At 56.9% G+C, this 25,636-nt stretch carries 32 protein-coding genes; 21 read left to right on the top strand and 11 right to left on the bottom strand.

All coding sequences use genetic code 11. The features are described 5' to 3' along the window. Positions 1-160 (top strand): transposase (locus tag AC2FIZ_RS17125; RefSeq protein WP_496678881.1); only part of this gene is annotated, 160 nt, incomplete at its 5' end. 120 nt (positions 161-280) lie between these two features. Next, positions 281-1,969 (top strand): adenylate/guanylate cyclase domain-containing protein, encoded by a 1,689-nt coding sequence (locus AC2FIZ_RS17120; RefSeq protein WP_496690069.1) that lies wholly within the window; start codon positions 281-283, stop codon positions 1,967-1,969. 72 nt (positions 1,970-2,041) lie between these two features. On the opposite strand, the gene AC2FIZ_RS17115 is transcribed toward AC2FIZ_RS17120, so the two are convergent. Continuing rightward, positions 2,042-2,455, bottom strand: coding sequence for a cupin domain-containing protein (locus tag AC2FIZ_RS17115; RefSeq protein ID WP_271952414.1), 414 nt, complete (start codon positions 2,453-2,455; stop codon positions 2,042-2,044). A gap of 792 nt (positions 2,456-3,247) precedes the next feature. On the opposite strand from AC2FIZ_RS17115, the gene AC2FIZ_RS17110 reads away from it, so the two are divergent. Continuing rightward, positions 3,248-3,697: a tyrosine-type recombinase/integrase gene (locus AC2FIZ_RS17110; RefSeq protein ID WP_246097292.1), complete on the top strand. Its 450-nt coding sequence runs from the start codon at positions 3,248-3,250 to the stop codon at positions 3,695-3,697. A gap of 116 nt (positions 3,698-3,813) precedes the next feature. Here AC2FIZ_RS17110 and urtE read toward each other — a convergent pair whose 3' ends face one another. The 6 genes from urtE to AC2FIZ_RS17080 form a co-directional block, all read right to left on the bottom strand. Beyond that, the gene (urtE, locus tag AC2FIZ_RS17105) at positions 3,814-4,521 is read right to left on the bottom strand and encodes an urea ABC transporter ATP-binding subunit UrtE (protein ID WP_142639074.1); all 708 of its coding nucleotides are present in this window, start codon (positions 4,519-4,521) and stop codon (positions 3,814-3,816) included. Then, positions 4,511-5,251, bottom strand: a complete 741-nt coding sequence (gene urtD / locus AC2FIZ_RS17100; protein ID WP_142639072.1) for an urea ABC transporter ATP-binding protein UrtD — start codon at positions 5,249-5,251, stop codon at positions 4,511-4,513. The genes urtE and urtD overlap by 11 nt, the downstream gene beginning before the upstream one ends. Next, positions 5,248-6,507, bottom strand: a complete 1,260-nt coding sequence (gene urtC / locus AC2FIZ_RS17095; RefSeq protein WP_281995605.1) for an urea ABC transporter permease subunit UrtC — start codon at positions 6,505-6,507, stop codon at positions 5,248-5,250. Before urtC ends, urtD begins: the two co-directional genes overlap by 4 nt. A 2-nt stretch (positions 6,508-6,509) precedes the next feature. After that, the gene (urtB, locus tag AC2FIZ_RS17090; protein ID WP_496791399.1) at positions 6,510-8,441 is read right to left on the bottom strand and encodes an urea ABC transporter permease subunit UrtB; all 1,932 of its coding nucleotides are present in this window, start codon (positions 8,439-8,441) and stop codon (positions 6,510-6,512) included. A gap of 110 nt (positions 8,442-8,551) precedes the next feature. Continuing rightward, complete coding sequence (gene urtA / locus AC2FIZ_RS17085; RefSeq protein WP_142639068.1) at positions 8,552-9,826, bottom strand: urea ABC transporter substrate-binding protein; 1,275 nt, start codon at positions 9,824-9,826, stop codon at positions 8,552-8,554. A 301-nt stretch (positions 9,827-10,127) separates the two neighbouring features. After that, a complete protein-coding gene (locus tag AC2FIZ_RS17080; RefSeq protein ID WP_142639066.1) occupies positions 10,128-10,505 on the bottom strand; it encodes a hypothetical protein in 378 nt (125 codons plus the stop codon). 281 nt (positions 10,506-10,786) lie between these two features. Between AC2FIZ_RS17080 and AC2FIZ_RS17075 the strand changes: the two genes are divergently transcribed. The 8 genes from AC2FIZ_RS17075 to ureG are packed head-to-tail and all read left to right on the top strand — an operon-like array spanning position 10,787 to position 15,839. Next, entirely contained in the window at positions 10,787-11,614 is an 828-nt protein-coding gene (locus AC2FIZ_RS17075; protein WP_496690075.1) for an urease accessory protein UreD, read from the top strand. A gap of 3 nt (positions 11,615-11,617) precedes the next feature. Continuing rightward, positions 11,618-11,920, top strand: coding sequence for an urease subunit gamma (locus AC2FIZ_RS17070; protein ID WP_271952423.1), 303 nt, complete (start codon positions 11,618-11,620; stop codon positions 11,918-11,920). Between the two features lie 9 nt (positions 11,921-11,929). After that, on the top strand, positions 11,930-12,100 hold the full coding sequence (locus AC2FIZ_RS17065) for a hypothetical protein (RefSeq protein WP_185956729.1): 171 nt from the start codon (positions 11,930-11,932) through the stop codon (positions 12,098-12,100). Then, positions 12,097-12,402 carry an urease subunit beta gene (locus AC2FIZ_RS17060; protein ID WP_281995608.1) on the top strand — a complete coding sequence of 102 codons (306 nt, stop codon included), beginning with the start codon at positions 12,097-12,099 and terminating at the stop codon, positions 12,400-12,402. The genes AC2FIZ_RS17065 and AC2FIZ_RS17060 overlap by 4 nt, the downstream gene beginning before the upstream one ends. Then, positions 12,402-14,114, top strand: a complete 1,713-nt coding sequence (ureC, locus tag AC2FIZ_RS17055; protein WP_281995609.1) for an urease subunit alpha — start codon at positions 12,402-12,404, stop codon at positions 14,112-14,114. The genes AC2FIZ_RS17060 and ureC overlap by 1 nt, the downstream gene beginning before the upstream one ends. A 6-nt stretch (positions 14,115-14,120) precedes the next feature. Continuing rightward, a complete protein-coding gene (locus AC2FIZ_RS17050) occupies positions 14,121-14,600 on the top strand; it encodes an urease accessory protein UreE (protein WP_271952427.1) in 480 nt (159 codons plus the stop codon). Further along, a complete protein-coding gene (locus tag AC2FIZ_RS17045) occupies positions 14,584-15,231 on the top strand; it encodes an urease accessory protein UreF (protein ID WP_496791396.1) in 648 nt (215 codons plus the stop codon). Before AC2FIZ_RS17050 ends, AC2FIZ_RS17045 begins: the two co-directional genes overlap by 17 nt. After that, a complete protein-coding gene (ureG, locus tag AC2FIZ_RS17040) occupies positions 15,228-15,839 on the top strand; it encodes an urease accessory protein UreG (protein WP_271952430.1) in 612 nt (203 codons plus the stop codon). Before AC2FIZ_RS17045 ends, ureG begins: the two co-directional genes overlap by 4 nt. A 106-nt stretch (positions 15,840-15,945) precedes the next feature. On the opposite strand, the gene AC2FIZ_RS17035 is transcribed toward ureG, so the two are convergent. Together AC2FIZ_RS17035 and AC2FIZ_RS17030 are read right to left on the bottom strand one after the other, a co-directional pair. Beyond that, entirely contained in the window at positions 15,946-16,305 is a 360-nt protein-coding gene (locus AC2FIZ_RS17035) for a GNAT family N-acetyltransferase (protein WP_425595925.1), read from the bottom strand. A gap of 32 nt (positions 16,306-16,337) precedes the next feature. Further along, positions 16,338-16,490: a hypothetical protein gene (locus tag AC2FIZ_RS17030; protein ID WP_281995611.1), complete on the bottom strand. Its 153-nt coding sequence runs from the start codon at positions 16,488-16,490 to the stop codon at positions 16,338-16,340. 59 nt (positions 16,491-16,549) lie between these two features. Here AC2FIZ_RS17030 and AC2FIZ_RS17025 point away from each other — a divergent pair, with 59 nt between their 5' ends. Further along, positions 16,550-16,879 carry a hypothetical protein gene (locus tag AC2FIZ_RS17025; RefSeq protein WP_281995612.1) on the top strand — a complete coding sequence of 110 codons (330 nt, stop codon included), beginning with the start codon at positions 16,550-16,552 and terminating at the stop codon, positions 16,877-16,879. Between the two features lie 63 nt (positions 16,880-16,942). On the opposite strand, the gene AC2FIZ_RS17020 is transcribed toward AC2FIZ_RS17025, so the two are convergent. Then, positions 16,943-17,167: a YjiS-like domain-containing protein gene (locus AC2FIZ_RS17020; protein WP_281995613.1), complete on the bottom strand. Its 225-nt coding sequence runs from the start codon at positions 17,165-17,167 to the stop codon at positions 16,943-16,945. Positions 17,168-17,298: 131 nt separating this feature from the next. Here AC2FIZ_RS17020 and AC2FIZ_RS17015 point away from each other — a divergent pair, with 131 nt between their 5' ends. Genes AC2FIZ_RS17015 through AC2FIZ_RS17005 form a run of 3 tightly spaced genes read left to right on the top strand, consistent with a single transcriptional unit; the run spans position 17,299 to position 18,926 of the window. Then, a complete protein-coding gene (locus AC2FIZ_RS17015; RefSeq protein WP_282022501.1) occupies positions 17,299-18,216 on the top strand; it encodes a LysR family transcriptional regulator in 918 nt (305 codons plus the stop codon). 21 nt (positions 18,217-18,237) lie between these two features. Continuing rightward, positions 18,238-18,555: a carboxymuconolactone decarboxylase family protein gene (locus tag AC2FIZ_RS17010; protein ID WP_281995615.1), complete on the top strand. Its 318-nt coding sequence runs from the start codon at positions 18,238-18,240 to the stop codon at positions 18,553-18,555. Between the two features lie 53 nt (positions 18,556-18,608). After that, positions 18,609-18,926 (top strand): uroporphyrinogen-III C-methyltransferase, encoded by a 318-nt coding sequence (locus AC2FIZ_RS17005; RefSeq protein ID WP_281995687.1) that lies wholly within the window; start codon positions 18,609-18,611, stop codon positions 18,924-18,926. A 688-nt stretch (positions 18,927-19,614) separates the two neighbouring features. On the opposite strand, the gene AC2FIZ_RS17000 is transcribed toward AC2FIZ_RS17005, so the two are convergent. Next, positions 19,615-20,298 (bottom strand): GntR family transcriptional regulator, encoded by a 684-nt coding sequence (locus AC2FIZ_RS17000; RefSeq protein WP_496791395.1) that lies wholly within the window; start codon positions 20,296-20,298, stop codon positions 19,615-19,617. A 303-nt stretch (positions 20,299-20,601) separates the two neighbouring features. On the opposite strand from AC2FIZ_RS17000, the gene AC2FIZ_RS16995 reads away from it, so the two are divergent. From AC2FIZ_RS16995 to AC2FIZ_RS16970, 6 genes are all read left to right on the top strand, one after another. After that, positions 20,602-21,573 (top strand): TRAP transporter substrate-binding protein, encoded by a 972-nt coding sequence (locus AC2FIZ_RS16995; RefSeq protein ID WP_496791394.1) that lies wholly within the window; start codon positions 20,602-20,604, stop codon positions 21,571-21,573. A gap of 118 nt (positions 21,574-21,691) precedes the next feature. Further along, the gene (locus AC2FIZ_RS16990; protein WP_282027874.1) at positions 21,692-22,186 is read left to right on the top strand and encodes a TRAP transporter small permease; all 495 of its coding nucleotides are present in this window, start codon (positions 21,692-21,694) and stop codon (positions 22,184-22,186) included. Positions 22,187-22,188: 2 nt separating this feature from the next. Next, positions 22,189-23,475 (top strand): TRAP transporter large permease, encoded by a 1,287-nt coding sequence (locus AC2FIZ_RS16985; RefSeq protein WP_496791392.1) that lies wholly within the window; start codon positions 22,189-22,191, stop codon positions 23,473-23,475. Positions 23,476-23,493: 18 nt separating this feature from the next. Further along, entirely contained in the window at positions 23,494-23,928 is a 435-nt protein-coding gene (locus AC2FIZ_RS16980; RefSeq protein WP_281995619.1) for a GlcG/HbpS family heme-binding protein, read from the top strand. A 9-nt stretch (positions 23,929-23,937) separates the two neighbouring features. After that, positions 23,938-24,819: an NAD(P)-dependent oxidoreductase gene (locus tag AC2FIZ_RS16975; protein WP_281995620.1), complete on the top strand. Its 882-nt coding sequence runs from the start codon at positions 23,938-23,940 to the stop codon at positions 24,817-24,819. 57 nt (positions 24,820-24,876) lie between these two features. Further along, complete coding sequence (locus tag AC2FIZ_RS16970) at positions 24,877-25,620, top strand: SDR family NAD(P)-dependent oxidoreductase (RefSeq protein WP_281995621.1); 744 nt, start codon at positions 24,877-24,879, stop codon at positions 25,618-25,620. The last annotated feature ends 16 nt before the right edge of the window (positions 25,621-25,636 follow it).

Raw genomic sequence — 25,636 nt, 5'->3', positions numbered from 1 at the left:
CGTCCGATACGACAAGCGCCGCTACAAACGACGCAACCGCATTGAGATCATGTTCGGACGCCTGAAGGATTGGCGGCGCGTCGCCACCCGATATGACAGATGCCCAAAGGTATTCCTCTCGGCCATCGCTCTCGCTGCTACAGTCCTATTCTGGCTGTAAATCAATGAGTCTGGAGCCTACGGCTTTTCAAAATCTGACGAATGGGCTGACAGAAGCAACCCACCGAGCTAACTTCATTGCAAAGAGGAGGGGTGAATGGGAAGACGTCTCACGACGGTATTGGCCGCCGACATTGTGGGCTATTCCGCGCTGATGGATCAGGACCGTACTGGCACAGTCGCTGCATTAAAGACCTTCCGCGAGGACACGTTTCTCCCGATCGTGGAAGATACCAATGGTTCACTGATCAAAAGCATGGGCGACGGCTGGATTGTCGAGTTTCAATCACCATCTGAAGCAGCAGCTTGCGCGATTGCAGTTCAGTCCGCCCACAGACCTGACCACATCAAACTGCGCATCGGGGTTCACACAGGGGAAGTGGTAACCGATGGCGATGACATTTTCGGCGACGGCATCAATGTTGCGGCGCGTCTGGAGGCTCTCGCGAAGCCGGGACAAGTGCTCTTTTCAGATACGTCACATAACAGCCTTGACCGTAACGATGCGGGATTATTCGACGGCGGAGAGCAAACCGAACTGAAAAACATCACGCGGCATGTTGGAATCTGGTGTTGGCCAAAGGGTACGAAAGCCAATCTCGCGATCAAAGCGGATGTGAGGCCGGGAATCGCAGTGCTCCCATTCGACAATATGTCGGGTGATCCGGAGCAGGAGTTCTTTGCCGATGGCATAACGGAAGACATCATAACTGAGCTATCTCGGTTTCGTTGGTTGATGGTCGTCGCACGAAACTCTTCTTTTGCTTATAAGGGGAAAAGCACGGACATCCGCGACATGGGCCGCGACTTAGGGGTTCGGTATGTACTGGAAGGCTCCGTTCGGCGTTCCGGGCAGCGCGTCCGCATCACGGGACAGCTCATAGATACCGAAAATGGGAGCCATTTGTGGGCGGACCGCTTTGACGGTGTGCTCGACGACATCTTTGATCTTCAAGATCAAGTCACCGAAGACGTAGTTACAGCTATTGAACCATCGGTGCGGCACGCTGAAACAAATCGTGCGCGTGCAAAACCCACCAAGGACTTACAGGCATACGAGCTCTACCTCCGAGCTTTATCACATTTCCACTTGCTGACTGACCAAGACAACATAGAGGCAATACGACTAACAAAACTGGCTTTGGATCGAGATCCGGAATACGCCTCCGCAGCGGGCTTGCTAGCATGGCTTCATATCCAACGTCTTGTGCAAGGTTTGGAGCCTGTAGATCAGGGACCCAAGTCAGCTGTCGCGGCCGCAGAGCAGGTGCTGCGGAGCGATCGCGCGGACGGCATTGCAAAGGCTTATGCCGCACATTCGATCTCTATGCTGGCACAGGACCTGTCCCGCGCGCGGACAGCCTTTAAGGAAGCATTGTCGGAAAATCCCAACGCGGCGACGGTCCACATGCTCGCCGCTGCAAATCTTTATTTGCTGAATCGCCCTGACAAGGCGCTGGAACATGCAGTCCGGTCTGTCGAACTCAGCCCGGGTGATCCATTGCGGCACGCCGCTTTCATGGGACAGGGTGCCGCCTTGTTTCACTTGGGACGTTATGAGGAAGCCGCGCAGGCCTGTCGCGAAGCCTTGTCTGTGCGTGCAACCTTCCTGATGAGCCACCTGATGCTGATTGCCTCGCTTGCTGAGCTCGATGACATAGATGCGGCAAAAACAGCGGCTGTCAAATTGAACGAAATCGCTCCGAATGCGGCTTCGATAACCGAGACAACACGTTTACCATTATTCTCTATTCCAACCTGCGCTGATCGCTGGCGCAGCGGGTGGAAAAAAGCAGGGTTGCAAGTGTGAAGGCAAACGGCACCCCCCCCGGTTCCGACAACCATGCATTCGGTAAAGGATGTTTCGCCTTTGTCTTGAAAATCAGTCGCTGACCAAAACTCTGCCTGGCTGGCCCTCCTCATGGACACGGAACACCAAAATGGTTGCCCCTTCGTCCCCTGAGCGAGCGGTGTGCACTTTCTTCAACGGAACGACGCCTACGTCACCTGAAAAAGCTTCTTGTTCGCCTTCGCCGTCTAGGATGAGGGTGACGCTGCCCTGCAGAATGTAGGCAAATTCTTCACCGGGATGCCAATGCATTGGTAAAGTGAGGTTTGGTGGTAGGGCAACATGGCTCACGACAACCTCCAAGCCCTCAGTGCTTTTGAGCGACTCGGTTAGCAAGTCCTGAATAAGCGGTTTTTGCAAAGCCGCTGGATCCCGCACATCGTGCGACATAGCCGCTGCGGCACCAGTCACGACAATCAAAAAAGCAAATATGATTGGTTTCCACATCTAATCCCCTCCTACTTTTAGAAGATGATGGCATTGGGACCTTTTCGAAATCAATGCTGGTGTGCACGCGGTTAACTGCGGCGTTCCAAATTGTTGTGTCAAAGGCTGTTCCAGGGTCCGCAAAGTTCGCGGAGCGTTTCTTAGTGGACGGTGCGGCGAGTGGCGGCTTAGTCCGCTCACCTACCATTTGCCGCTCGGGTCTGAACGTCCGGAATGTGCGGTTCGCTACGTGCCGCACATGCAAAAGTCCGAAGCTCGGTCGACAGCAGGTAAGGGCTCTTACCACCAATCGATGACCACCGCGGAGAATGGCGGCAGCGAGCCCAACCTGTACCTCGGGTTTTTTCGCTGCGTACGCTCGCAACACGGAAATCTCTGCGCACGCACGAATTCTTGTGTTACGGCACAGCGCTGAATTCGGCCATTCACATATTGCCTAGCAAGAATGTGCGCCCGGATTCACAGGTTGTGGACTGAAGCAGTGATCCGTGAAAATCCGTGAAAGCGTCGGCCCACCGGACCGGTGCTTCCACGGTGGGGCTGACGCGCCTTGATTCCGTTCTGGGGTGCATCACAACCTATGTCCGCCAACGAACTCAAAGCGGTTCAATGCATGCACCGAGAACTCAAGTAGAGTGGGCTTCGGACAGCAGGCATCCGATTCGATTGTACAATTGTCTCGTTGGCGTGGTGCCGATGATTGGATGCGGAGGGCGGATTGGAGGGCACATTATGCCTAGAGTTCAACTTCCCGCAGTCACCCCAAAGCGCAGAGCATGAAACAAGGGTCGGATCATCGGCCAGAAACGACCCTTGCTTCCCAAGCAGGTCTGGGCGATCCGTGCTCGAGAACGGGTTTCAGTGGTCCAGAGCAAAACCAAGAAACCAGTACAATTCGAACTGACGGAAAACACACAGGATACGGTTCATGCTTGGGTCAAGTCGCCAAAGATGATGGGCTGTAGCTTCATGTTTCCGAGCCGTTTCCTCGAGCGACCCCATATCTCAACGCGTCAGCATGGTCGGCTTGTCAGAGATTGGGTGACTGCGATTGGATTGGAGTCGAGCGGTTACGGGACCCATTCACTCCGCCGAACCAAAGCAGCGGAGATTTACCGTAAGACAGGGAATCTCCGCGCAGTGCAGCTTTTGCTGGGTCACACTAAGATTGACAGTAGAGTGCGTTACCTTGGCGTTGAGTTGGAAGATGCTCTCACTATTGCGGAGCAGATTGAAATCTGACCCGCGTCGGCGAATGGCACTTGCCGTTCGCCGGTTTGGAACAGACTTACGGCCTTGAAGCGGTAAAACCGGTTATGAAGGGAAGAATAGTATACAGATCACCCTGCCATTGCGTACTACAAAGACGTGCTGGCGGTCAGCTTTTCGAGTGATAGTTCCGGCTTTCGCGCGCTCAGTTTGACGGCACCGCGCTCCATCACGACGAAGGCATCCCCAAGATCATAGGCGAAGGACAGATACTGTTCGACTAGGACGATCGCGATGTTCCCGCGTTCCTTCAGAATGCGGATGGTGCCGCCGATCTGCTGGATGACGTTCGGCTGGATACCTTCGGTCGGTTCATCCAGAAGAAGCACTTTCGGGTTCGACACCAGCGCGCGCGCGATCGCCAGTTGCTGTTGCTGGCCGCCTGAAAGGTCACCGCCCCGCCGTTGCAGGAACTTCTTCAGAATGGGGAACAGATCAAAAATCTCGTCCTTCACCTTGCGTTCGCCACTTGGCAGGCAGGCAAATCCCGTCTCAAGGTTTTCCTGCACCGTCAAAAACGGAAAGATCTCGCGCCCCTGGGGCACATAGGCAACGCCCTTCCGCGCAAGGTCAAAGGCCTTCAGCTTTCCGATGCTTTGGCCGTCCAGATCATAGTCGCCCCCCGACCGGGGATGGGTGCCCGCCAGCGCCTTTAACAGCGACGTCTTGCCTACGCCATTAGTGCCCATCAAGCAGGTGACCTCGCCCTGGGCCGCGTCGAAATCCACGCCGTTCAAAATTTGGCTGCCGCCATAGTGCAGCGTCAGATCGCGGATGCTGAGGAAACTATCGGCCAAGGTACACCTCGATGACTTGCTGGTTCTTGGTGACGTGATCGATCGAGCCTTCGGCCAGAACCGAGCCTTCGTGCAGCACGGTCACTTTGCAATCCAAACGCCGCACGAAATCCATGTCGTGTTCCACTACGACGACAGCGCGGGTCTTCGCCGCGTCCCGCAGAATTTGCGTGGTCTTCTGACGTTCTGCGGTCGTCATGCCTGCCGCAGGTTCGTCCACTAGCAACAGCTTCGGTTCCTGTGCCAAGAGCATCCCGATCTCCAACCATTGCTTTTGCCCGTGGGACAGCTCGCCAGATTTCCGTGACAGAACCGCGTCCAGCCCAATGACATCCGCCAGTTCTTCGACCCGGGCAAAGTCCGGTGTTTCGGGTTTGAACAGCAGCACGGCCAGCGGCGACCGCGACTTTTTCAGCGCCATCATCAGGTTGTCTTGAACCGTCTGATCCTCAAACACCGTGGGTCGCTGGAACTTGCGCCCGACCCCTTCCATGGCGATCTTGCTTTCCGATTTGCCCAGCAAGGACACGGGCGGTTCGCCCCAAAGCACATGGCCCTCGTCAGGCCGGGTTTTACCGGTCACCACATCCATGAAGGTGGTCTTGCCCGCGCCGTTCGGGCCGATGACCGCCCGCAATTCGGCCCTGTCAATGCTGAACGACAGGTTGTTCAGCGCCTTGAACCCGTCAAAGCTGACCGACACGCCCGAGACTTCAAGAAGCGCGCTCATGCATCTGCCTCCTTTTCTCTCAAAGAACCGTGGCCCGGCCCCAGGTCGCGCCCATGCCGATTGGGGTTGCGACGCGCTGCCAAGGCGTCGAACAGCCCTCCAATGCCTTTCGGTGCGAAAAGCGTAACCGCCACGAAGGACAGCCCCAACAGGACGGTCCACCAATCGACCCATTGAATGCGATACCCGGCGATGATCAGGTCAGGGGCTTGCCCGCCGGTAAACCAGGTCGACAAGAGCGAGACGAAAGCCGCGCCGATCACGGCTCCGTACAATCTCCCACGCCCGCCGATGGCCACCCAGACCGCCAGATAGATCGAGGCAATCGGCGCCAGTTCCGCCGGGTTGATGATGCCCGCCTGTGGGTAGTAGATTGCGCCTGCAATGCCAGCGAGCACGGCCGATACGGTGAAGACAAACAGCTTGAACGCCTCGACTGGATAGCCAAGGAAGCGCACCCGCGCTTCGTCGTCCCGAATGCCGCGCAGGACCGAGCCGAACTTGCCCGATACCATCCAAGTCGCCAGCACGTATCCAAGTCCCAGAGCCAGGGCCGAGGCCCAAAGGAACCAGACCGAAACGATGGCCTGACTAGTGCTCTCCAACCCCGGCAGGTTCTGCAGGCCTGACAGACCGTTGTTGCCGCGCAATCCGCTGTCGTTTTGGAACAGGTACAGTGACAGCGCCAGCGTCATCGCCTGCGTCAGGATCGAAAGGTACACACCTGTCACCCGGCTGCGGAAGGCCAGCCAGCCAAAGACCAGCGCCAGAAGCCCCGGCGCCAGTACGACGGCGGCCAGTTGCAGCGGCAGAGAATGGGCAAAGGCCCAGATCGGCGGAAATTCCGAGGCTCCGACGACACCGAAGATCTGGCCAGCGATCCCGCTGGAGACCTCTTCGGGCGTTGGCGGCAGCCCTCCGGCGGCGAGGCTCTCGACGACGATCAGACGCGTCCGCTCGTACATCAGCCACATGCCTATCGCGTAACCGCCCATTCCGAAGAAGGCCATATGCCCAAGGGACAGGATACCGCAATAGCCCCAGACCAGATCCATCGCCAGCGCGACGAGGCAGAGGCACAGGGTCTTGCCCAGGGTCTTGACGAAACTGGTCGAGATGACGCCGATACCGAACCCTTCGGACAGGATCGTCACGCCCAGGGTGAACAGCCCCAGACAGGCCAGAAAGATAAGCACCGACGGATAACGCACCACGAAAGGTGTGCGACGCACAGGGCCTGCTGTCAGTTCCGCCATGCTCATGCCTCCGCCGCCCGGCCTTTAAGCGCGATGATCCCGCGCGGCCGGAATTGGATGAAGAGGATGATGAAGAGGATCATATAGGTCTGTGCGGCCAGTGTGTTCGAGGGGTTCAGCCATTCGATCCCTTTTTGCAGCGAGCCAACCATGGTCGCGCCCAGAAGCGTGCCCCAGATGTTGCCAACGCCGCCCACGACCACGGTCATGAAGCTTTGCACGATATAGTCCGCGCCCATCTCGCTGGTCACTTTGGCGTAAAGCCCAATGGCCACACCCGCAATCCCGGCAATACCCGAGCCGAAGCCGAAGGTCAGCATGTTGATCCTGTCAGGGTTGATCCCCATCGAGGCCGCCATGCGGGGGTTCTGCGTCACCGCCCGCACTTCCAGCCCCAATCGAGTGCGGTTCATGACGAAAAGGAATAGCGCCATGAACAAAAGCGCCAAAACGAAAATTGCGATCCGGATATAGCTGATCGACACGATGTCATTGAACACCAGCGATCCGTCCAGCCAGCCGGGCGAGGTGAGGGGCCGCGCTTGCGTGCCGAAGATGTTCTTGGCGATCTGTTGCAGGGCAATGGAAATCCCGAAAGTCGCCAGAAGCGTCTCCAGCGGGCGATGGTAGAGGTGGCGGATCACTAGCCGTTCCATCGTGACCCCTGCGCCGAAGGTGACGGCAAAGGCCAGCGGCAAGGCGACGATAATGGAAATCGTGTAATCCGGGATGATCTGCTGGACGACGTAGCCGGTGTAGGCGCCCATCATGATGAACTCGCCATGAGCCATGTTGATCACGCGCATCACGCCAAAGGTGATAGCAAGACCGATGGCGGCAAGAAAGTAGATCGAAGCGAGCGACAGGGCGTCAAGGCCAAGGTCAAATGCCTGGTTGAATGCCACCTTGTTTTCGATGCCCGTCAGCACCGCCGCCGCGGCAACGGCCACTGAAGGCGAGCCGCTGTAGCGTTCGTAGAACGTGAAGCCTGCCAGGGTTTCATCCACCTCGGCTTCGGTGGCCACAGGGTTTACCACGCCCTGTTCGGCCAAAGCTTCATAAGCAAGGTCGCGTGCGTCTTCGCTGTTCAGCGTCGCCACCTGAACCCCCGCGACCGATCCCTCCGAGATGTTGGCCAAAAGCGCGTTCCGCTTGTCGTACCGGTTGATCCGGGGTTTCGCCAGATCGGCGGCAACCAGAAGGTCATAGGCGGACTCGCGCGGCAGGTCGTCGCTGCCGACGGTCAGGATGCGGGCGATGTCATCGCCCTCGGGTGCTTGTGCCGAAGCCTCGACCTTCACGGCCAAAAGCGGGTTCAATACGGCCCGGACATCGACACCAAGATCGCCGTCAAACTGCTGGATGGCAGCAATCCTCTCCTCGTCGGTCGCGCCGAAGCGGATTGTCAAAAGTCCCTGAAGGCGTTCCATGCGACTTTGCACAGACTGGTCCGTTTCGTCGGGCAGAACTTTGGTCAGGGCCACAAGATGGGACGCCTCCGAGTCACGCTCGATCGCATTCAGGGCCTGCATTTTTTCGGCAAAGGACCCAGATAGTTGGAATTGCACCAGGGCCGCGCCGATCATGCCGCGAATGCCGCTGTTGGGTTTCAACTGTTTGAAGTCACGGGCAACGAAAGTGCCAAGTTCCGCGCCATCGGCAAAGTCGAACGCCGTCAATTCCTTGTCCGAGGCTTCGCCATAGACGAAAAGCCCGGTGTCCTTGTCGCGCCACATCTCTTTGTTTTGCCAGCGTTCCAGCACGACCTGGGCCTCGGCCAGACCACTGGCGGCAAGCGCGTCGATGGCAGGACCGATGGTCTTGCGCGAGGATTTGGCGATGATTTCGCCATGTTCTTGCAAAAGTTTCTGGATCGGCGCCTCGGCGTTCTGCGCCGAAAGTGGCAAGGCAAGAGCGCACAGAAGCACCGACATGAAACCGATGTTGAACCGACGTATAAGCGACATGGATAGTTCAGCCCCCGTAAGGCGTTCTGGGGGCGACATGCGCCGCACCCGTTGGGTGGGTTTTCAACCCACCATGCTTAGTAGTTCGACTTGATCTGAACGCAGGACGACGTTTCGGTGTTGTACATCCCGCAATCGAGTTCCGCCCAATCGGATTTCAGCACCGCCGATTCCGGCAGGAAATCCGTCCAGGCATCGCCCGGCACTTCCTCCGTCTGGCTGATGATGTCGAACTGACCATCCTCGGTGATCTCACCGATCAGAACCGGCTTGGCCAAGTGGTGGTTCGGCAGCATGACCGCGGTGCCACCAGTCAGGTTCGGGAATTCCTGCCCGTACAAGGCGGTGCGCACAGCATCGACATCGGTGGTACCTGCTTCGGTCGCCGCATTCACCCACATGTTGAAGCCGATGTAATGCGCCTCCATCGGGTCATTCGTCACACGCTCGTCGCCCATGCGGGCTTTCCAGGCTTCGACCCATTCGGCGTTGGCATCGGTGTCTGCTGACTGGAAGTAATTCCAGGCTGCGAGGTGACCAACAAGGTTGGAGGTGTCGAGACCCGACAATTCTTCCTCGCCGACCGAGAAGGCCACGACGGGAATGTCGTCGGCGCTGATGCCAGCAGCCGCGAGTTCCTTGTAGAAGCCCACGTTTGCGTCGCCGTTGATCGTTGAAATCACGCCGACTTTCTTGCCATCCGCACCAAGAGCCACGACGTCCGAGACGATCTTGGACCAGTCAGAATGACCAAAGGGCGTGTAGTTGACGAAGATGTCGTCCTCGGCGATGCCCTTCTGCTGAAGATAGCTTTCCAGGATGTTGTTCGTCGTCCGGGGGTAAACATAGTCGGTGCCCAGAAGCGCGAATTTCTCAACGCCAAGTTCTTCCAGAAAGTAATCCGTCGCCGGGATTGCCTGCTGGTTGGGGGCGGCACCGGTGTAGAAGACGTTTTTTGAGGATTCCTCGCCTTCATATTGAACCGGATAGAACAGAAGTCCGTTCAACTCTTCGATCACAGGTAGAACCGATTTCCGCGACACGGATGTCCAGTTGCCGAAAATCACGTCAACCTCGTGTACCGAAATCAGCTCGCGCGCTTTTTCGGCAAAGAGCGGCCAGTCCGACGCCGGGTCGACCACGACGGCCTCCAACTCGCAGCCCAGAACGCCGCCTTTGGCGTTTTGCTGTTCGATCAGCATTTCCATCGTGTCTTTTAGTGTTGTTTCTGAAATCGCCATGGTTCCGGACAGGGAGTGCAGCACTCCCACCTTGATCGGGCAGTCTTGCGCCATGGCCGGCAGCATCGAAGCGGCCAGGACGGCAGCAGAACTAAGAAGTGTCTTTTTCATCGCAGTTTTCCTTCAGGCACTGCGCGGGGAAGCGTTGCTTTCAAGGGTGTGATCCCCCATATGCCCCCCACGCAATCTAATTGCGGAGTGCGGTGGTGTTTTGGAATTGCAAGGCCAGCACCATCGCACGTTCAACGGGATTTGTGTGATCCCGGAAGAAGTCGTTCCATGGAAATTGCTGCGACTGCGAGATCAGCGGGGGTTGGAAAACGGCCCCTGGCGTCAATCCGTTAAAAATTGCGCAGACTTTCGCGGGTTCGCCATTTTATTGTGCGAAAGAAACGCCAAATCTTTGGGCGCTTCAGCTTTCAAGCAAGAATCCTGTGCAATAGACGATCTCGGCCCGGGCACGCCGCACCGCCCATTTGGAGCGATCCGCATCGTGTGAGAATCTGGCGGCGGACAGCAATTTCGCATGCGCCATCTTGGCGTCGATACGCAGGTGAAGGGCATGACGTCGTTGATCGTCGGGCACCGTCGTGTTCAGAAGGTCGATGAACTGCGCCCGGCGATGCGCGATCTGATCCGTGCGGTCATCATTCATAAGCCAGGCATGTTCCAACTCGGCCGAGAACCGTCCTGCACATGCCGCGAATGAAGACATCAGGGGATCATCTGCCGCCGGACTTTGCTTCGGCAGGATAAGAAGCAGGACCAGAAAGGTTTTCAAACTGCTCATGATCCGATCATGAACGACCTAAGAGTCAGCAATCAAGCTTTCTGCCGCCTTATGGCTAACGCACACTTAACAGACGAAGTCCCTGTCACCCGTTCGACACGTCATTCAGGCATTTCCGTGTCGGCATCTCATCATTGCTGAACTTCTGGGCGAGTGGGGTCACTTTCGCACAGCAAATAGGCAGAACTCCGGGATTGGTCTTTTTCCCGGCGCGCAGCGGTGGATCACCCCCCAATCTGCATGGTGAACCATGCGGGTCGAGTACCGGGGGCGACAAACGCATGGGTCAACCACATCTGGCATCACGAGAGGCGAACACCGCCCCGAGATCCATCGGTGCCATGACCTTGTCGACCAAATGCCGTGACGGACGTACGGGCATAGACCGCTTCAGAACCTCGGGCGCTAGCAAGGTGGCTTTTCCGCGTCGCAAGGATGCCGTCGAAGCCATTGTGCTGAACACTTCGGGCGGATTAACAGGCGGCGACCGGTTTGAGGCTTCGGCCAGCGCCGGGCCGGACAGCCACCTGATCCTGACAACCCAAGCCGCAGAACGTGCCTATCGCAGCACATCTGGCGCTGCGTGTGTCAGCACGCGCCTGTCTGTCGCCATGGGCGCGGTACTGCATTGGTTGCCGCAAGAGTTGATCATGTTTGACGGTGGTTGTCTCAACCGTCGCCTTGACGTGGACGTCACCGACGGAGCCGAGGCCGTGCTGGTCGAACCCGTCGTCTTCGGTCGCCGCGCCATGGGCGAAACCCGTATCTCGGGCAGTTTTCGCGACCGGATCACCCTGCGCCACGATGGTCGCCCGATCTATTGGGACCGCATTAACCTGACCGGATCAATCAGCGCCAGTCTTGACCGTCCGGCCATCGCAGGCGGCATGACCGCCCTTGCCAGCGCCCTTTACTTCGGCCCGCGTGCCGAGGCGCTTTTGCCTATTGTCCGGCAACTTTTGCCAAAGACCGGCGGCGCAAGCCTTGTCGCGCCCGATCTTTTGACCATCCGACTTCTTGCCGCCGATTCCTATCTGTTGCGCCAATGGCTGGTGCCGGTGCTGGAACGCCTGACCGAAACCACCCTGCCGAAATCCTGGAGACTCTGACCCATGCAACTCAGCCCCCGCGAAAAAGACAAACTGCTGATCGCCATGGCTGCCGAAGTGGCCCGCAAGCGCCTTGCCCGTGGCGTCAAGTTGAACCACCCCGAGGCCATCGCGCTGATCACCGACACGGTCGTCGAAGGCGCTCGCGATGGCAGCTCGGTCGCCGACATGATGGAGGTAGGCGCCGAGGTCATCACCCGCGACGACTGCATGGCCGGCATTCCCGAGATGATCCACGAAGTGCAGGTCGAAGCCACCTTTCCGGACGGCACCAAGCTAGTCACCGTCCACAACCCCATCCGATAGGAGTCTCTCATGCGTTACGCTATTCCCGCTTTGTTTCTGGCTTCCCCCGCCTTGGCCCATCCTGCCAGCCTGCCGCATGGGCATTCAGCAGATTGGGCCGTACCCGTCGCATTGCTGTTGATCGGCGCGGCCGCCTTCATGGCCAAGCGCAAGGCAATCCGGGTTCGGAGACGCCAATGATCCCCGGCGAACTCTTTCCGGCGGACGGTGAGGTCACTCTGAACGCAGGGGCGGAGCCGATCACGCTAATGGTCGCCAATACGGGCGACCGACCGGTACAGGTCGGCTCACACTACCATTTCGGCGAGGCCAACGCGGCGCTCGATTTCGACCGCGACGCCGCACGCGGCATGCGTCTGGATATCGCAGCCGGGACAGCCGTGCGGTTTGAACCTGGTCAACGGCGCGAGGTGCAACTGATCCTGATTGGCGGCGCACGGCGTGTCTTCGGGTTCAACCAGCTTGTGATGGGAGATCTCTGATGCCCACCCAAATCCCCCGCTCTGACTACGCCGCCATGTTCGGCCCCACCACCGGCGACAAGCTGCGGCTGGCCGATACTGACCTGATCATTGAAGTGGAAAAGGACCTGACAGGCCCCTACGGCGAAGAGGTCAAATTCGGCGGCGGCAAGGTGATCCGCGACGGGATGGGTCAGGCGCAGACCACGCGCGCCGAGGGTGCGGTGGATACCGTCATCACCAACGCGCTGATCGTGGACGCAACCGGCATCTACAAAGCGGACGTCGGTTTGAAAGACGGCAAGATCCACAAGATCGGCAAGGCGGGCAACCCAGACACACAACCCGGCGTCGACATCATCGTCGGCCCTGGCACTGAAGCCATCGCTGGCGAAGGCAAGATCCTGACGGCCGGTGGGTTCGACAGCCACATTCATTTCATCTGCCCGCAACAGATCGAGGATGCTCTGTATTCTGGTCTAACCACAATGCTGGGCGGCGGCACTGGCCCGGCCCATGGCACGCTGGCCACGACCTGCACACCGGGACCGTGGCACATTGGGCGGATGCTGCAGGCGGCGGATGCGTTTCCGATGAACCTCGCCTTTGCGGGAAAGGGGAATGCGTCGCTCCCCGCCGCTTTAGAGGAACAGGTCAAGGGCGGTGCCTGCGCGTTGAAGCTGCATGAGGATTGGGGCACGACGCCCGGCGCTATCGACTGTTGCCTATCTGTGGCGGACGCCATGGACGTTCAGGTGATGATCCACACCGACACGCTGAACGAATCCGGCTTTGTCGAAAACACCATCGCCGCCATAAAGGGCCGCACCATCCACGCCTTCCACACCGAAGGCGCAGGGGGCGGCCATGCCCCTGACATCATCAAGATCTGTGGCGAGGCTCATGTTCTGCCGTCGTCGACCAACCCGACCCGACCTTTTACGGTCAATACAGTGGACGAACATCTGGACATGCTGATGGTCTGCCATCACCTGGACAAATCCATCCCAGAGGATGTGGCTTTCGCCGAAAGCCGCATCCGGCGCGAGACCATCGCCGCCGAAGACATCCTGCACGACATGGGGGCGTTCTCGATCATCGCTTCAGACAGCCAGGCCATGGGGCGTGTGGGCGAAGTGATCATTCGCACCTGGCAAACCGCTGACAAGATGAAGAAACAGCGGGGCGCCTTGGCCGAGGAGGTCGGCGACAACGACAATTTCCGCGTCCGTCGCTATATCGCGAAATACACGATCAACCCGGCCATTGCGCACGGGCTGTCAAAGCACATCGGTTCGATCGAAGAAGGCAAACGCGCCGATCTGGTCCTATGGAACCCGGCGTTTTTCGGTGTGAAGCCTGAGATGATCCTTATGGGCGGCAGCATTGTGTGTGCGCAGATGGGCGATCCAAACGCTTCGATCCCGACACCGCAGCCGGTCTATACCCGCCCGATGTTCGGGGCCTTTGGCCGGTCGCTGGAAGCCAATGCCGTGACCTTTGTTTCCGAGGCGGCACACTCCGAAGGACTGGGAGATGCGCTTGGATTGGCCAAGACAAGTTTGCCGGTGGAGAACACGCGCGGTATCGGCAAAGCGGATCTTGTCCTGAACGACGCCATGCCCGAGGTCGAGGTGCACCCCGAAACCTATGAGGTGCGGGCTGATGGCGAATTGCTGACCTGCCAACCTGCAACCGAGCTGCCCATGGCGCAGCGGTATTTTCTGTATTGAGGCCTCATGACCGATATTCCCATTGCACAAACGCTCCATCCCGCTGGCACATCAGACAATGCGGTGGCGGACTGCGCGTTGACGTATGACGCCCGATTTTTCCGGCGAAAGAAACTGACAACGACCGAAGGCTGGTCCTTTGTCGCAGACTTCGAACAGACCGTATCCCTGAACGATGGCGACGTGCTGGAACTGGGCGATGGACGTCTGGTCAAAGTGACGGCGGCACCCGAAAACCTCTTGGCCGTTTCCGGGCAAGACCTGCCCCGCCTCGCCTGGCACATCGGCAACCGCCACACACCTTGTCAGATCGAGGCGACCCGCCTTTTGATCCAGGATGATCCCGTCATCGCTCATATGCTGAGCCACCTCGGTGCCACGGTGACCCAAGTCACCGAACCCTTCACTCCGGAAGGCGGCGCCTATGGTCACGGGCGCACCCATGCGCACGATCACGGACACTCGGCCCATGCCCACGCCCATTGATGCGCACTTACTGACGCTGACCCAATGGCTGTCGCCCGCGTTTCCAGTGGGGGCCTTCGCCTATTCGCACGGACTTGAAACAGCGATCAACGAGGGTTGGATTGCCGCCGACGCGACCAGTTTGGAAGACTGGCTGAGAGATTGCCTGAGTGATGGCTCAGGCCGCGCTGATGCGATCTGGATGCGGCTGGCTTATGCTGCCGACGACCCATCGGAGATGGACGCGAAAGCACGTTCCTTTGCTATCGCCGAAGAGCGTCTGCGCGAAGCTGAAAGGCAGGGCGCTGCCTTTGTTGCGACGGTTAATGCTGTCTGGGGTTTGGCGCTGCCTGACATGCTGTTGCCCGTTGCCGTCGGTCGCGCCGCTAGATTGGCAGAGCTGGATATCGATACGACTGCCGTTCTCTATCTGCAGGCCTTTGTCGCAAACCTGACCTCCTCGGCCATCCGCCTGAGCCCCATCGGGCAGACGGCCGGTCAACGGGTGATCCTGAACTTGCAGCCCTTTTGCCTTCAGGTCGCCGAAGACACGAGAAATGCGGACACCACGGACGTTTTTGGCAACGCCTTTTTCTCAGACATCTCCGCGATGGCCCACGAAACTCTTGAACCGAGGCTCTTCCAATCATGACACAACTCAACGGCCCTTTGCGCATCGGTATCGGCGGCCCGGTCGGTGCAGGAAAGACGACCCTGACCGCGAGGCTTGCCGAACTTTTGAAAGACGATCACTCGATCGGCGTCATCACCAACGACATCTACACACAAGAAGACGCCGAAGCTCTGATGCGCATGCAAATCCTGCCTTCGGATCGCGTGATTGGAGTGGAAACCGGCGGCTGTCCTCATACGGCGATTCGCGAAGACGCGTCGATCAACCTGGCTGCCGTGGCCGAGATGCGGCTGCGTCACCCCGACGTCGAGGTCGTCCTGATCGAATCCGGTGGCGACAACCTATCGGCCACCTTCAGCCCGGAGTTGGCGGACCTGACAATCTATGTGATCGACGTGGCCGCAGGCGAGGAAATCCCACGCAAGGGTGGCCCCGCAATCACCAGGTCAGACATCCTAGTCATCAATAAAACCGACCTTGCCCCTCATGTGGGGGCATCTTTGGACGTCATGCGCCGAGACGCCGCGAGAATGCGGGGCGATCTGCCGGTGGTATTTGCCTGCCTGAAAGCCGGCCACGGTTCGGACGAGGTCGCGTCGCACCTTAGATCTCTTTCGGGCATTTGATGAGAGCCTAGCCGGCAAGAACGGTGCTTGGTCCACTTTGCGGGACTTTGAGAGTATTCGAGTATGTGCTAACGCAACGTTTCGGAACGTTTGTTTCTCCCCCCACTCAAATGAACAAGCGAAATCCCCTGACTTCACCAACGACTTCTGCGGCTTGGGAGGAGGGTGATGACCAGTTTGGATGCAAAACGGCTTTAGCAACGCCCTGATCGATGCACAGCCGAGCATTGTGCTTTGCTGCAAGATGCCTCATGCGGCGGTTCTCTCGCAGGCACATCAATTCAATTGAACTGATGCCCCACTTCCGCGCGATTGCGATAATGCGCTCGAACAGCGCATCACCAATTCCGATGTTTTGCCAATCAGGTTCGACAGAAAAGGCGGCTTCCGTCTTTGTAGATCCGGTCTGGTCGTCACCGCGGAGTTCGGCGACGCCCCTCTGACGCCTTTTGCAAACGCGCCACAGAGAATGCTGTCATAATGAGGAATGCTCTGAACTTAGGTCGTCAGACGCTCGTCGCTGACAGTCCACCAGAACCGCGCGCGTCGAGCTTCGGCGTCGAGCCGTCGAAAGTGATCGCAGATCTCGTTTTGGTCGGCTGGATAGAGTCGGCGAATGGCAAAGTCTTGATGATGTCCGAGATGGACCATCGCCTTGTCGCTCCGATTGCAGACGTGGGTTGGGCCAGCACCTTCGGGAGGAGGTGAAGGTGCTGGCCCAAAAGCATTGGCGGTCCCTGTTGATATTTTTCGTCGCCGCTGCTTTTGCTGGCTTACTCTGGGAGGAGCGAGGACCAGCAATTCTTGTTCAAGTTCGCAAGCAATCCTCGGATTGGGGCCCGCCGCATTGGTCTTGGCTTTTTCCGTCTGTTTCCTGCGCCATGAGCCGTTCCGCGTACTGCAGAATCTCGGAGCGCGTGATGCCGATCGCGGCCAATTGCCGATCGCTCATGTTCGCCAAAACCGACATCATCCGGGCTGCATGTATTGCCTTCAGAACGGATTTCGCCGTTGCTGTGGACCTTGCCGCAAATCTGTAAATCGCGTTGGACAACGTGCCCAAGTTGGCTTTGTCAGGTCGGATCGTCGCGGTTGAGTGGACACTAAACGCCATAAGCCGCCTCCAGTGCCAGTTTTTGGATGCCGTTGCGGGGAATTCCCAGATCTGCCAGATCGCGGTCGGTGAGCATCGAAAGCTCGTGGTAGGTGTCGCGATAGATCTTCCGTTTGGCCTGCGCGTCGCGAAAACCGTCCCAATTTTGATGAATTATTAAGCGGCTGACGTCCAGAACGGCGTCCCGCCAACTGCTTGAGCGTGTGATTGCCATGTTCGCGCCTCGTCTATTGCTGCGGTGCGGTATTTGTGCCGCACTGCAGAGATAGGAGTGTTTGGTGGCGCTCACAATTTCCGAAATTGGCATAGGCCCTGTGCCAATGTGGAACAGGCAGGTGGTGAGACATGGATATTTCAGCGCAAATGTTGATTTTTGCGACTGTGGTCGAGCGTGGGAGCATCTCGGCCGCCGCGCGATCCATGGGGCAGACCCCTTCGGCGGTCAGCAAGCAGATTGGTTTGCTTGAGGATCATGTTCATTGTCGCTTGCTAAACCGGACCCGGACGGGTGTGTCGCCGACCGAGGAAGGCCATGAACTCTATCAGAAATGCAAGGCGATGGCCGAAAAGTTCAAAGAGGCCGAGGCGCTTATCCTGAACATGGATGGCACACCGCGCGGCAAGCTGAAAATCGCCTCGACCGTCGCGTTTGGAAAGTCGCAGCTGATTCCCGCCTTGCCGGACCTCATGGCGCAAAACCCAGACATCCAGATTTCGCTGGATTTGACGGATCGTGAAATCGATCTGCAAAGCGAAGGGTTCGACGTTGCCATCTGCTTTGCTGAACAGCGCAAGGATCCCGACATCGTTGTTCGCCGCATCATGCAAAGCCGCCGGGTGCTTTGTGCCGCGCCTGCCTATCTGAAGCGCCGAGAAACGCCGAAGTGTTTCGCAGATCTGGCCGATCACGATTGCCTTCGGATCGCGGGCAGCAGCAGTCGCAATACGTGGCACGACGGTGACGACAGCTTTGACGCACAAGGGACTTTCGAGGGCAACAGCACCGACGTGATCTTTCGCGCCGCACTTGCTGGCATCGGGATCGCCCGATTGCCCTGCTACATGGCGAACCCGCGGTTCTTCTCGGGCGAGTTGGTGCATGTCATTCCCGAATATTCCCCGGCCAGCACGGACATCGTCGTGATGTTTGCCGATCGGCGCAATCTGGCCCCGAAGACACGGGCGTTCGTTGACTTCCTGGTGCGTGAATTCAGCGATGCCCATGATAAAAATCGCGACCAGATCGCAAATACCGGAACCTGACATATCAAGAAGGCCTTTGGCGTGACTCAAACCACAACCGACATAGGACGGGAGCTTTCCGAACGGCTGAACCCTGGAATGGAAAATGCTCTGAACGAAAGATACGGACACCTATTGCCCGATATGGCCGAGGGCTTGGTGGGTTTTGCCTACGGCCTGCAATTTGCCCGCCCGGAATTGCCTCTGCGTGACAGATACTTGGCGACCGTCGCTGCTCTCACAGCGCTTGGCGGTCAAACGCGGCCGCAGTTGAAGGTGAACATTGCCGGAGGACGCAAGGCGGATCTCACTCAGAAAGAGATCGCCGAAGTGTTCGAAGCCGAAGGCCGCAATGACTGACTTGAGCTTCGAAAGGAAATTTGCTGCGAGGTCACGCCTAGCCGCAAGATAGCATCAACGCGCTGGTCGTGTCCGAAGCGCGAAAAGGACGCCGGGTTGTGCGCCTGAAATCCGGGGACTCGGGAATATTTGGACGCGCGACTGAGGAGATCAAAACGGCGCGGGCCGCTGGTATTCCCGTCAAAATGGTGCCGGGTGTCACCGCCGCTTGCGCCGCTGGTGCTGGATTGACGCGCAGCCTGACCGAACGGGCCGTTGCCAATACCCTTGTTCTGGCGACCGGTACCGGGGCCGCCGATGATCCGACCCCAGACAGCACGCGATTGTCAGGGCCAGGCATGACAACCGCACTTTACATGTCCGTGCGCTAGGCCGGTCGGATGTTCGCGTAATGGATTGCGGAAGGCTTGCCGCGCGACACGCCAGTCGATATCTGCGTTGTTGTATCCAAGCCAAGCCAGAGACACCTGACGGCAACTGCAGCTTCTGTCGCGCCAGTTATCGAGGACAACGGCATCTCCGGCTGCGCAATCCTGTTGGTGACCTGGCCCCAAGGTGTTGCCAAAGATGCCGCGATGCCAAAGTCTGTCTCAAGGCTAAGAGCTCCGAACGAGGGTTCGGCGGCCTAAGCACAAATCACTGGGCATTGAGATTGAGCAAACGCGTTAACACCGCCGACATTGAAACGTCCGGTCCGGCGACTTCGCCTGCAAGGCAGCGGCGAGCGTGCCGCAGTTGCAAACCGATGCTGCACCAGCAATAGCTGCAGGTGCACAAGGCGGCTTTGTCCGCAGAGCAGTTATTCAAGCCGAGTGCTGCGAATAGCTGCTTTGAGCCCAGAGCTGCCGTCCGTTGCGGCCACGCCAAGCCCTCCAGCGATGTCGATACAACAACCGTTCTGAATGTTGTCGAGTATAAGCGGACATTGGATTTTAGTATGCGAGGTGTTGCCCGGTGAAACTAAGCAAGAATATCATTCGCTAAAAAAGAAGCCGGCAAGTACGGTTTCTTCGCCGGTCCAGGTCGTGAAAGAAAAATACGATACGCGGGTTTCCGAACTTATTCAAAATACTCCGGATGGCGTTCGTGAATAAACGCAATGGTGTCATCAAGGCGGGACAAGTGTTTTCTAACTGCGGTCTGCGCTCTTGACAGATCCCGCAAAGCGAGCCCGCCTGCGATTTCATAATGGTCTTCTAAAATGGAATTTGCTTCGCGGTCTTTCCCAAGGCCAAGCATGCAGAGACGATCCACTTTTTGCTTGCATTCCAGCATTACTTCGAATGCTAGTGGATTGCCGCCCAGAACATAGATCAGTTTGTGAAAATCATAATCAAGCGCATGGAAGGCGGGTAAATCCCCTTTGGCCAAGGCGTTCTCCTGAAGGGCGAGGTTTTCTCCAAGCTTCGCATCCTTCTCTGCGTCCCAAGTTTCGATCGCTCCATGAATAACTTCAAGTTCGACGGCCCTGCGTACCAAACGAGCAAGCTCTAGGCGGTCCATTGAAAAGCCGCGCACCTCTGTCGTTTTTTGCGGTCGGATAAGTAGTAAATCCTCATTTCCAAGCCTGGTGAAGGCGTTGCGAACAGGTTGGCGAGAGACGCCAAATCGGCGTGCGACTTCCGTCTCGGATAATTTTGTACCGGGAAGAATTGCGAGCGAAACGATCTGATCGTGCAGTGTTTCGTAGACGGCATCAGTGGTTGTTCGGGTTCTAATTCCGTCCACGATTTTTTCTTCCATCCTCTGATTCATAATTCTGTCGCCATGGTCTGGGGGGTGTTTAAGGCATTGTTATATAATACTAAAATCCGTATCTCCTACGTATTTCAGTAAGGCTTTTTCAGCTAATATCAAAGAGCCTGTAATCATTGAAGTCAAGGCCGTCACATGTTTCAAACGAGTTGTTGACTTAACTTGGATACTAGTGTCCTTATAAGTTCAGCAGTGATTCCGGCTCTGGGAGGAAGCAGGAAGTTTTGCGACTTTCATCCTCCAGACGACACTTTTTGGCCTGTTGCTGCCCAAAAAAACTGGAGGAGACCCATGACTTCTACGAAATCGCTTTTTGCAGCAGTAACCGTTGCACTGATCGCCTCATCAGCATCGGCCGAAAGCTGGCGCGCTTGGAACATTCACAATGACGGCCACCCCAATACGGCGGCGATGGACAAGTTTGCTGAGCTTGTAGACACAGCCACAGATGGTGAAGTCACGGTAGATGTGTTCCACGGCGGCGTTCTTGGCTCGCAGCCCGATGCGCTGGAGCAAGTGCGTATTGGAGCCATCGAGGTTGGCAACTTCAACCTTGGCCCGATTGGTCCGATGGTCAAAGAGGCAAACCTTGTATCGCTTCCGTTCATCTTCAAAAGTGTGCCGCACATGTTCCGAGTAATGGAAGGTGAAGCTGGCGCGGTCGTTGCCGAAGCGATGGGTGAGGCAGGGGTCCTTCCACTTGCATATTTTGATGCTGGAGCCCGGTCATTCTACAGCCAGAAGCCGATCAACTCTCCAGCCGATGTGGAAGGCCTGAAGATCCGAGTTATGAACAACGATCTCTACACTTCGATGATTTCGGCGATGGGTGGAAATCCGTCTCCCATGGCGTTTTCGGAAGTACAACAGGCACTGAAAACAGGCGTTGTTGATGGTGCAGAGAACAACTTCCCGTCGTTCAAAAACGTTGGCCATTATGAAGTCACATCGCACTATTCCCTATCTGAGCATCTGATCATCCCCGAGTGCATCTGTGTGAATACGGCTAAGTTCAACGCGCTTAGCCCCGAACTACAAGAAGCTGTACGCAGTGCGGCACAAGACGCGGCTCTGTATCAGCGCGAACTGTGGGCTGTTGGATCTGAGCAAGCGCGCTCTGACGTTGAAGCGGCTGGCATCACAGTCAACGAAATAGCAGACAAGGGCCCCTTCCAGTCCGCGATGGACGTAGTCTATGCCGACTACCTTGCTGCCAACCCAGATATGACAGCGTTGGTCGAGATGGCCCAGGCCACTGAGTGATTTTCCAAAGCGAACACAAAAAAGGCGCGTCCGGTTTCCTTCAAAGAAGCCGGGCTCGTAAAACAAAAAAGGGGGCGGCATGCGAGTTTCAGGCAAGACATCAGAGTTTATGAGGAGGATGGATATCTTCCTCGACCTGCTCGCCCGCCTTTGTACCTTGTTGGCCGGCGTCGCCATCGTGACTATGACCGCCATCTTCGCGTGGCTGGTCTTTGGCCGGTACGTCCTCAATGACACGCCCACTTGGGTTGAACAGGTATCGCTTTTACTTGTCATGGTCATTGCCTTCCTCGGCGCAGCAGCCGGAGTGCACAACCATACCCACCTCTCTGTTGTTCTTTTTCGTGGCATGGTGCCGCCGAAAGTACGAACAGTCTTTGTCTGCATCACAGATATGCTGCTAGCCGGATTTGGCGCGATGATGTTCTGGTATGGGCTTGAATTGACCGAATTCAAATGGGGCACGTTGATCCCGCTTATTCAATGGCCCGAGGGCCTGAGATCCCTGCCTATGACCATTAGCGGAGCATTGGTCCTTCTGTTTTCCATCGGTCATCTGATCCGCCTGTTTCTGGGCGAGGACGCGCGTCAAGACAGTATAGATCAGGGTTAATCATGGGACTTGCAGTTCTTCTCGGGGTCTTTGCCCTTTCCGTCATCATCGGCACTCCAGTCGCTTACGCACTCGGGATTTCTGCCTTGGCTGCGTTTTGGTATGAAGGCTTGCCCTTGTTCGTCGGCTTTCAACGAATAGTCGCAGGAATCAACGTTTTTTCGCTTATGGCGATCCCGTTTTTCATTTTCGCTGGCGAGCTTATGTTCCACGGCGGTATAGCCGCCAGATTGGTCAGGTTCGCGCAAGCTGCTGTCGGTGCCGTGCGCGGCGGGCTTGGCATTGTGAACGTGTTTTCTTCCATGCTTTTTGGTGGGATTTCAGGTTCGGCGATTGCGGACATATCCGCGCTGGGCTCAATTCTCATCCCCGTTATGAAGGACAAGGGATACGACGCTGACTATGCGGTGAATGTGACGGTGACGTCTTCCATCGCCGGGATCATCATTCCACCCAGTCACAATATGATCATCTTTGCTCTTGCCACGGGCGGTGCGGTATCAATTTCCAAGCTGTTCTTGGCGGGTGTGATCCCCGGCATCCTGATGTGCTGTTGCTTGGCAATTGCTGCGTATGTGGTCGCGGTAAAGCGCGGCTATCAGGCTGAACGGTTTCCAGGATGGACGGCGCTGGCGTACGCGTTTGTCGGCTCCATCCCCGGCTTGCTGACTGCGGTCATTATCGTCGGAGGTGTCCTTTCAGGCATCTTTACTGTGACAGAGTCCGGTGCGTTCGGGGCTATGTATGCCTTTGTTGTCACGCTGATCGTCTACCGCAGCCTGTCATGGGATGCCTTTAAGATTGCTGTAATTTCGTCCGTGCGCACAACGTCGATGGTCATGATCCTGATCGCTTGCGCCGGGGCCTTCGCCTACATGCTGACCTACAACCGCGTACCAACCAAAACGGTCGAGTTCCTTTTGGGGATAACCGAGAACCCGATCCTGATTTTGCTGATGATCAACGCCGTTCTTTTGCTGCTTGGCATGATTATGGATATGGCAGCTTTGATCCTCATCTGCACGCCGATCTTCTTACCGGTGATGAATATGCTGGGGATCGATCCGCTGCAATTCGGCATGATCCTTCTGGTGAACCTTGGTCTGGGGCTTTGCACGCCTCCGGTCGGAACGTGTCTGTTTGTAGGCTGTGCGGTTGGCCAGTTGCCGATGGAAAAAGCCATTAGAACGATCTGGCCTTTCTACCTTGCGATCTTCGCAGCGCTGATGCTGATCACCTTCGTTCCTGCCATCTCGCTCACACTTCCGACTCTCCTAATCGGCCCATAAAGCCCAAAGGACACCGCTATGCTGAATATCAAACGATTGGACATTGAAGAGGCGCGACGGCTGATCGCGGTCGCTAGGCTCAAAGCCGAGGATATCGGGGTGCCAATGTGCATCGCTGTTACCGACGAAAGCGGCATCCTCATCGCATTTGAGCGAATGGATGGCGCCAAGATTACCAGCGTCAATCTGGCGATCGATAAGGCTTACACCGCATCCGGCATCAAAAAGAGCACGCAAGCCCTGGGTGAAGTCAGTCAACCGGGAATGCCAGCGTATGGCATCGCCTCGGCCTTAGGCGGACGTATGGTGACCGTTGCCGGCGGTCTTCCTGTGCTTGCTGGTTCTGATGTCGTCGGCGGCATTGGTGTTAGCTCAGGCTCACCTTCGCAAGATCATGACGTCGCCCAAGCTGGGGCCGACGTCCTTTCCAAAATGAAAAACCCAAACGCTTAGGAGGCGCAAATGTCGTACCCAAAAATCGGTTTCATTGGTCTAGGCCAAATGGGTAGCAAGATGGTTGAATGCCTCCAAAACAATGGTTTTGATCTTGTGGTCATGGGCCGCAACAAAGCGGCGGTTGCCCAAACCGTTGCGCGCGGCGCGGTCGAGGTCAGCACCCCTAAGGAACTCGCCGAGGCCAGTGATATCGTCATGCTCTGCGTGACAACATCTGACGTGGTCGAAAGCCTGATTTACGGCAAGAATGGTATTCTCGCCGGGATCAAAGAAGGCGCGGTGGTCATAGATTTCGGCACGTCCATTCCAGCGTCAACAAAGAAAATTGGCGCGGACCTTGCGACAAAAGGGGCCGGGATGCTCGACGCACCGTTGGGGCGTTCACCTATGCACGCCAAGGACGGTTTGCTGAACATCATGGCAGCGGGCGATATCGAAACGTTTGAAAAGGTCAAACCTGTGCTCGACGTGCAGGGCGAGAACGTGTTCCATCTTGGCACACTCGGCGCGGGCCATACGACTAAGCTGATCAACAACTTCATGGGTATGACAACAGCGTGTACCATGAGCCAGGCATTTGCAGTTGCAAAACAAGCGGGCATCGATGGCCAGCAGCTTTTTGAGATCATGTCTGCGGGCCCGTCCAATTCTCCATTCATGCAATTTTGCAAGAATTACGCCGTCGATGGTGTAAGTGATCTTGGGTTTTCGATCAGCAATGCCAACAAGGACATCGCTTACTTCGTTCAGATGATCACTGACATTGGAACACGCTCCGAAATCGCTGAAGGCACTTCCGCAAATCTTCAAACGGCGCTTGATGCAGGGATGGGCGAAGGCAATGTCCCCGAAATCTACGACATGTTCGTCAAACGCGGTGCAGCCTGAGCAAGCGCCCGCTGGAGCACGACAATTTTCAATTCAGAGCAATGATGAGGGATGGCTATGAAGCTCGCTGGAAAATCGGCAATTGTAACTGGAGCCGGCCGAGATATCGGTGCAGCTGCTGCAATCAAACTAGCCTCCGAGGGCGCACAAGTTGCAATAAACTATTTTGCCAGCAGCGCAGGCGTTGAGGACGTTGTGGCCAGGATCAAAGCAAATGGCGGAACCGCATTCGCGCTTCAAGGAGACTTAACGCAGAAAAGCGACGTTGACGCATTGGTGGCGCGATCTCTCGCGGAGTTCGGCAGTATTGACGTTTTGGTCAATAATGCGGGCGGTTTGGTTGCCCGCAAAACAGTCGCAGAGTCCTCACTTGAGCATTGGCGGTATGTGATGGACTTGAATCTGACCAGCAACTTCATGATGACGAACGCCTGTTTGCCTCATATGAAAAGCGGTACAATCGTCAACTTGGCAAGCCAAGCCGCTCGCGATGGCGGTGGCCCCGGCTCAGTTCCCTATGCGACCTCAAAGGGCGCGATCATGACGCTGACGCGGGGTTTGGCCAAAGAGCTAGGCCCGGATATCAGAGTCAATGGGCTTTGCCCTGGGATGATTGATACTGATTTTCATAACATCCACACACCGGACGCAGGACGTCGCGGCTTTGAAGCCGCTGCGCCAATGAAACGTCAGGGCACCATTGAGGATGTCGCAAACCTTGTCCTATTCCTAGCCTGCGACGACAGTGCTTTCATTACAGGAGCTAATGTCGATCTGAATGGTGGAATGCTTTTCTCATAATGTAGCGGAGGTACAC

It is taken from the genome of Ruegeria sp. CDSB022 (assembly GCF_059611145.1).
Note: the sequence above shows the minus strand (reverse complement) of the source record. Positions and strands in the feature narration are given on the sequence as shown.